We start from the raw sequence: 6593 nt of genomic DNA on the forward strand, positions 1-6593 counted from the left end.
ACAACTCGTTCTTTAAACGATAATCGTTTGTGTTTTTTTTCCATAATTCAACAAAGATAAAATTTATCATTTGTTGCGTTAGGTTTTTGAATTCTCCGAGTTCGGCTACAATGACTGCCAACGTTCCCGCGCTACACGCAGTTTGGGACTAAATTAAGCCCATTATTCGGGTTCGCCAAATCTTCCAAATACAAACCAATTTTTCCATTAAGCCAAATCCCCAAATTGCTTGTAGCGTGTGTTGGCAGTAGTACCTATCGGTTTCTATTTCAGATAAATTTCATTTTTTACATAAGTATTGTTCAGCCAAAAACAATGTTTAGTGTATTCATTTTGCTTTGTTAATTTGTCTTTTTTCGGCAGTTCAAAAGTGTCGGAAGAATCTTTTGCGTGAGGACGAACGTGAGAAACAGAACTAAATTTCTTGCTAGGAAAATTCGTGAAACGAATTTCCTTGCCATTTTTGTTAGTTTTTATTTCTTTTACAATTTCGCCTTTCGCAACAATTTCTTTTGTTTTTGTCCAAACTTTTTCGGCTTCTAATATGTCAAGATATGGCATATTCCAAAATTTAACTTTCTTCAAAACAAGTTTTTTGTTTTCGAATTGAAAGAATACAAAAAGGAATTTATGTTCTAAAACATCTTTGAAATCAGATTCTTCCCAATCTTCATTTACAATTTCTTCGTATTTAAAATTTGGAAATGAAATATCTTCTTTTGGTAAATCATTTTCTTTTAAACGGACTGTTTTTACAATAATTTCTGCTTTTTCAAATTCTTCAATTTCTTTATCAAGTTCAATTCCGAGAATTGCTTTTGTCAAATTTGCGTAAAAACTTTTAGCTTTTGTATTGATTTTGATTTTCAGAGTTTTTATAATTTCTTCTTCCGTTTTTCCATAAAACGGTTTAAATTTAGAAATTACAATTTCTTCAATAGTTTGTTTTTTAGCAACTTGAACGTTTGGAATTAACTTTCCATAAATTTCTTTGCTTTCATTTGCAATCGAGGCAATTATATGATTTACATAACCTTGCTTAAAAGAATAGGCTCTTTGTTTTGCTGGTATTTCTGAAAAAGGTTGTTTTCTAACCGACAAAGCATTTGCGCCTTTGGTGCAAGCACCAAGATAAAAAGTGTCGCCTTCCGAAAGTTCGTGTGCTTTTCCGTTTGCAATTTTTTCATTAATTGTCTGCCAATCTTTTTTGATTATTTCCAAGTCAGTTGATGGAAAACTCCATTCATCAACCAATTTTATTAAATAATCCAAAATGTCATAACCTGCATTATGAAGATAGAAAATCAAAAGAATGCTTGTATTCTTTTTGAAGAAATCACTATTTTCAAAATTCTGATTGACAACATTAACGTAGTTAATGATGTTTAAAACTAATCGCTCTTTTGAGCGAAATTCGTCATTTTTTAGTTGTTTTAATGGCGAAGATTTTAGTTCCATTCCAATTTGAGCAAAATCTGCTTCTGCCACAGAATTGGGTTCGTAACCAAAATAAAATTTCTCTAAAACTTGTCCAAAATTCCCTTTACCCGAATAAGAATACTCTAAATTTTTTGGGCGTTCCCCAAGGGTCGGGCTTTTCGTTCCAATCTTTTTTGGCAGAAAAAGCCAAAAAAGGATTTCCTCTGCAATCCCTAACGCATATCGATTAACCGACAAATTTATCTTTTTAATGATACATATTGTCGGTTGATCAAAACATACAATATGTATAGTTTTGCTTTTATGATAAATGAATTTCTATTAAACGAATTTGGAGATAGAATTAAGCAATTACGACTTCAAAAAAGCATAAGCCAAGAAAAATTATCCTTTTTGACTGGTTTCCACAGAACATATATTGGAATGATAGAAAGAGGAGAGAGAAATATTTCACTTTCAAATATGGCTGTGTTTGCTAAAGTTTTTGAGGTAAATATTTCTGAACTATTAGATTTAAAAACTATAAATCCAAATCATAATTACAAGAATTATGAAATAAAATCTGAAAAATAATGTCAAGAAAACACTCGTTTGTATTGACTTTGAAAAACAATGTCACAGAAAAAGAAGGCGTAAATTATATTTTTGAAAATTTCACAGGCTTTTTTAAAATTGATTTAGAGATTAAAAAACAATTACTTGATTTATTAAAGATTGAACGCAGATTTTTACAATCATTTGACTTAATTTACATTCCCGATATGGTTGGTAAAGAAATTAATTCGGACATTTTGGAAACATATCTTGAGGATATTATTTTAGTAGAGTTAAAAACTACAAAAAAATATTTACCTGAAAACCCAAAAGGTTTCTTTTTTGGTGCTACTGAAAATGAATTTAATTTTGGAAAACTTTTAGGTAATAGATTTCGTTTTTGCTTTGTTAGTATGAATGAAAAAGGCTCATCCTTTGCATTACTAACAATTGAAGAACTTGAAGCAATAATTAAAAACAAAAGAATACAATATCAAATTAATTTATAAATTCTTCAATATTAAATTTACCATTACTAAATTCTTTAATTAATTCTACTTCAGTATAGCAATATTGTTTAATAAATTCAATTTTTTGATTGATATCAAAGTAGTAAAATTTATCATTCTTAAAGTAAATCAACCAAGTTGAAGTTATTATTCCATTTTGTTTTTTGATTTGTAAACCTTCTGAATTACCTTTTTTTAGATTGTCAATTATTACTTGAATGTTCATGTTTATTGCGGTTTTGCGTTAGGGATTGAAGAGGAAATCCTTTTGTTTTTTTCTTTAAAAAACAAAAGATTGGAACGGAAAGCCCGACCCTTGGGGAACGCCCAAATTATATTTATTACTTTCAAATTTTGTGTGATTATCTGGAAACATATTTAATCTCTCCAATTCAACTGGCGATAATCTACGGTAACCTTTTTCAACTTTTATAACGTGTTTAAATCTAGATGCGGATTTTCCACCTTCGCCTGTTATTATAGTTCTCGATGGTTTGTCTAATGAGTCTGGAAAAATCATTCCACCTTCACTATAATTGTACTCAAAACCTTGTGCGTTTTTACGCATTTCTTTTTTAGCACCTTTCAGATAAAACCATTTGTCTAATTCTTCTTCTTTTATGTAGAATTCCTCGGTTACTTCCCCGTTTTGAATGATGTCTTTTAGGATTGTAAATTTGTCTTCGTAACTTGGTTTTGTTTTGATTGTAGTCACAATTCCGTCAATCATAATTCCTGTATTTTCAAACATTCCTTTTTTGCCGTTCTTGTTGAAATTTTCAGAAATTTCAACAATATCTCCTTTTAGTTTGAATTCGTTTGGAAACAAAATATCATCAGATTGAACTGGAAAAGCGTTTGCTAAAGTTCCATCTTTTAGAATCCAATCTTTTGAAGTTGTTTCTTTTATTTCGTTATAAATTGTTGAATCTTTTAAATAAGCCAAAATAAAAATTCTTTTTCTTCGCTGTGGCATTCCATATTCTGATGCGTTTACAACTCGCCATTCAACAGCATAACCTAAATCGTTTAGACTTTTTAGAATTATTGCAAAATCTCGTCCACGTTGTCCTGATGGTGAAATCAAAAGTCTATCCACGTTTTCGAGAAACAAATATTTTGTTTTGTTTTCTTTTTCGCTCAAAATTTTGTGGATTGACCACCACAAAACACCTTTTTTTCCAATTAATCCTTTTGAATTTTTTAGCGTTGTTGCAACTGAATAATCTTGGCAAGGAAAACCGCCAACTAATAAATCGTGATCAGGAATTTCAGTAACTTCTACCGTTGAAATGTCTTGATTACAATGACTTTTATTGTCCCAACGAGTTTCATAAACCATTGATGCGTGTTGCACTTTGGTTGACGGTTCCCACTGATTACTCCAAACGACTTCGTATGGACTTTCAAAATTTTCTTTGTAATTTGATGATGCGGATTTGTTATTCCATCCTTCTAAACCAAGTCTAAAACCTCCAACACCTGCAAACAATTCTACTACTTTTATTTTATTTTCCATTGTGAATAGTTTTTAGGTATAATGCTTTTTCTTCGGCTACTTTTAGGACTTCTCCAATATTTTCTTCATAGAGAATTGTATTTGCGATTTGATCGCTTAACCAACTTGTGATTAATTTATTTTTGTCTAAATCGTAAAATTCAGCAAATTTTTCAACTTGTTCTTTTGTTGGTTTTCTTTCTCCACGCTCAAATTTGCTTATAATCGCTTGATCAATTTCGAGTGCAGAAGCAACTTGTCTTAATAAAAGACCTTTGCTTTCTCTTTCAGTTTTTATAATATCTCCAAATGTCTCCATAAGACAAAATTTGTTTTGACAAAAATAGTCAAATTAGTTTTAGAAACAATTTTTCAAGGATTTATTTTTCAGATTTCTCGTTTTCTGCAGATTTTTGGGGGTATTACTGCCAACGTTTCGCGGCTTCATGAAGTGGCGATGAACCAAGACCAAGCCTTCACAAATATAGAAAAAACTTTTAATTAATTACCTTTCCAATTTCTGATAAATCCCGAGCCTCGCCATTTCTTGAAACCGCTGTTAGGCGATGTTTTTTTTACAAGTCATAAGGAAGATTTTCTGGTCTCTTTTCAGCAGTAACTTTAAATTTAGGAAATATTTTAATATCTTTAATGAAATTATCATCATAGGAAAGCGCAAACTTTCTTTCAGAAAGTAAAACTAGAGGTATATGTTCTCTATCTTCATTATTACTTAGTAGTTTTTTTTCAATCGATTTTGTGTAATGAATTTGCTTAAAATCCTTAATTTTTTGATTTGTAACATTGATTAATCGACCTTCAGAAAGTAGTTTATTTATTATAATTGGTATAGATGTATCGCTAAATGCTCCAATTGAAGAACGTAAATATTCTCCAAGTAGTTTCTTTGAAACTACGAGATGAGCAAAATCATCTTTTTTTGAATTATCTTTTATTTCGTAATTTAACAACCATTTTGTTAGTTTGATATATTCCTTATCTTGAGGATTTGTAAATTTACTTGCTATATTATTATCTATAAAAATATCTTTTTTCATACTTATTCAGATGCGTTAATTGCAATTTCCATAACATCCATCATATATGTTTTGAAAAAATTTTCTGGAGCATTTAATATTTGTCCGGATTTATTAAATATTATTTTGTGCAAAATATTTTTTTCACCTTTGTTGTCTACAAAAATTATTTTGACATCATCTTGACTGATTTCTCCTTTGACAATTGACAATCTAATTTTGTTTAAAAGATATTCACTATGTGTTTCAACTACATATTTTTTGGAATTTAGTTTAATTTGATTAGTTAAATAATCTCCAAAAGATGATTGAATGCTTGGATGCAAGTGTATTTCAGGCTGTGCTATAAATAAAGTAGATCCTTTTGGTAGCTGTAAATCTGCTACAATTATTGGCAAAAATTGTGAAATCCCAAAACCAACATCATAAAGTGAAGTAAATACTCCATCTTTTTTAGTTTTAACTAACAAATCATATTTACCTCCATCAGTTCGTTTAGGCTTAATTTCTTCAAGTAAATTTAAATCTTGAAGTATAGTTATTAATTCTTTAAACTTTTTAGGAGTTTTATTTTCCCAGTACATTATTTGGTCTAAATATCCATTCCCATCATTATCAACTTTCAATTCTGCTTTTGAGGTTTCCAAATATCCTCTATCTGGATGAAGTCTAAATGAGCTAATAAAATTTATATTTTTATCATAATTATTGAAAGTTTTAGCTACAATTTCGAAAATTTGTTGAAGTTTTACATTGCCTTTTTTTAATAAAATGTTTTTACCAAACAAACTTTCTTCAATTTCAAGACCTTTAAAATCTTGCGGTTTTGTCATTTCCTCTAAAATTGAACCAAAATCTTTTTCTTGTTCAATTTTTTTGTTTGGATTAGGCTTATTTTCCCCAATTAAACCAGTTATATTTGTAATAAATTTTTTATAATTGTCTGCGGAAAATATTTTGTATTGAGGGTCTTTTGTAGGGTCATATTTTAAGTCTACAATATATTTTTTTGATTTGTAAGTTATTGATAAATCAAAATATTCCGATTTAGCTTTTAGTTCGTATAACTTTGGAAGATTATTTACAATATCTTCTTTCCAAATTGTATTTATTTCTTGAATTGAACCATTTTTAAAGGTAAAACCAAGTTTAATTTCACCCTTCTTATCGTGATTATAAACTATTTCTCTAAAATCACCCATATTGACAAACTTGCCATTTGTTGAAAACTGAAAAGGGAATTCTCCAGATTGAATTGAACCAAGTATACTATATATTATTGAACTTTTTCCGCTACTGTTTGCTCCAGTTAACAAAGTTATTTTTCCTAACTCAATTTCAGTTTGAGATTGGAAACATTTGAAATTTTCTATTTTAATTTTTTCTAAATCCATAGCTACAAAGTTAATATTTTTTTATTAAAATAAGTGTTTTTTGGATTTAATGATTTTTCCTGTTTTTTGGGCAAAATATCGCCTAACGTCAGACTGTGAAAAAACTTCACCATCCAACAAACAAATATACCGAAATTGTTGTAAGAAAAATAGAGATTTCTTATTTTTAAACATGAAACAC

8 protein-coding genes are annotated in these 6593 nt (G+C 29.2%); 2 read left to right on the forward strand and 6 right to left on the reverse strand.

Going from position 1 to position 6593, the window contains the following annotated elements; all coding sequences use genetic code 11:
- Positions 1–264 precede the first annotated feature (264 nt).
- Positions 265–1677: a Sau3AI family type II restriction endonuclease gene (locus ACH2CG_RS02585; protein WP_395061904.1), complete on the reverse strand. Its 1413-nt coding sequence runs from the start codon at positions 1675–1677 to the stop codon at positions 265–267.
- 48 nt (positions 1678–1725) lie between these two features.
- Between ACH2CG_RS02585 and ACH2CG_RS02590 the strand changes: the two genes are divergently transcribed.
- On the forward strand, positions 1726–2013 hold the full coding sequence (locus tag ACH2CG_RS02590) for a helix-turn-helix domain-containing protein (RefSeq protein ID WP_395061906.1): 288 nt from the start codon (positions 1726–1728) through the stop codon (positions 2011–2013).
- The gene (locus ACH2CG_RS02595; RefSeq protein ID WP_395061908.1) at positions 2013–2483 is read left to right on the forward strand and encodes a hypothetical protein; all 471 of its coding nucleotides are present in this window, start codon (positions 2013–2015) and stop codon (positions 2481–2483) included. Before ACH2CG_RS02590 ends, ACH2CG_RS02595 begins: the two co-directional genes overlap by 1 nt.
- Here ACH2CG_RS02595 and ACH2CG_RS02600 read toward each other — a convergent pair.
- The 5 genes from ACH2CG_RS02600 to ACH2CG_RS02620 all read right to left on the reverse strand — a co-directional run bounded on the left by ACH2CG_RS02600 (position 2473) and on the right by ACH2CG_RS02620 (position 6412).
- A complete protein-coding gene (locus tag ACH2CG_RS02600) occupies positions 2473–2709 on the reverse strand; it encodes a hypothetical protein (protein WP_395061910.1) in 237 nt (78 codons plus the stop codon). The genes ACH2CG_RS02595 and ACH2CG_RS02600 overlap by 11 nt on opposite strands.
- A gap of 54 nt (positions 2710–2763) precedes the next feature.
- Positions 2764–4002, reverse strand: a complete 1239-nt coding sequence (gene dcm / locus ACH2CG_RS02605; RefSeq protein ID WP_395061912.1) for a DNA (cytosine-5-)-methyltransferase — start codon at positions 4000–4002, stop codon at positions 2764–2766.
- Positions 3992–4300, reverse strand: a complete 309-nt coding sequence (locus ACH2CG_RS02610; RefSeq protein ID WP_034098013.1) for a helix-turn-helix domain-containing protein — start codon at positions 4298–4300, stop codon at positions 3992–3994. The genes dcm and ACH2CG_RS02610 overlap by 11 nt, the downstream gene beginning before the upstream one ends.
- A 256-nt stretch (positions 4301–4556) precedes the next feature.
- The gene (locus ACH2CG_RS02615) at positions 4557–5039 is read right to left on the reverse strand and encodes a hypothetical protein (protein WP_395061914.1); all 483 of its coding nucleotides are present in this window, start codon (positions 5037–5039) and stop codon (positions 4557–4559) included.
- 2 nt (positions 5040–5041) lie between these two features.
- Positions 5042–6412: a DUF3696 domain-containing protein gene (locus ACH2CG_RS02620; protein ID WP_395061916.1), complete on the reverse strand. Its 1371-nt coding sequence runs from the start codon at positions 6410–6412 to the stop codon at positions 5042–5044.
- Positions 6413–6593 lie beyond the last annotated feature (181 nt).

This window comes from Flavobacterium sp., assembly GCF_043778725.1.
Classification (GTDB): domain Bacteria; phylum Bacteroidota; class Bacteroidia; order Flavobacteriales; family Flavobacteriaceae; genus Flavobacterium.